At 66.1% G+C, this 434-nt stretch carries 1 protein-coding gene; it reads right to left on the bottom strand.

Annotation, left to right across the window (positions count from 1 at the left end):
- Window positions 1–434: hypothetical protein (locus BIU91_RS19075; protein WP_216099685.1), on the bottom strand; the 434-nt coding region annotated here is incomplete at both ends.

The raw sequence follows: 434 nt of genomic DNA, 5'->3' as shown, positions 1-434 counted from the left end.
CCGTCGCGATGTTCGCGTCGACGCCGTACTGCTCGACGTACCGAGTCACGTTGGCAAAGTTCGCCGGGAACCGGCCATTGCCCGCGAGCGCGGGCCAGGTTCCGGCAGGAACGCCCGTGAGGTCGGCAATCCGGCACTCGGTCGGAGAACGGCCGATGACCGCACTGAGCGCCGGTCGGTCGACCTTATCGATGTCCGAGATAACGTCGGCGAATGCAGCCGCGTCCGACAGACTGCTCTCTCCGCTCGTCAATGAATCGAGATAATCGGCGAGCGAGCGAAGCGCGCGGCTGTATACCGGACCGTGGTCGGCCTTCAACGCATCGAGGGTCAGATCGGTCGAGGGGCTGATCGCAGCGAGCAGGTTGTCGCGGGTGATAGCGAAACGCTCGGTGCGGACGACGGCCCGGAGGATGGGAGCGCTCAGCGGCGCC

The organism is Curtobacterium sp. MMLR14_002 (assembly GCF_001864975.1).
GTDB lineage: Bacteria > Actinomycetota > Actinomycetes > Actinomycetales > Microbacteriaceae > Curtobacterium > Curtobacterium flaccumfaciens.
This window is presented reverse-complemented; position numbering and strand designations above follow the sequence as displayed.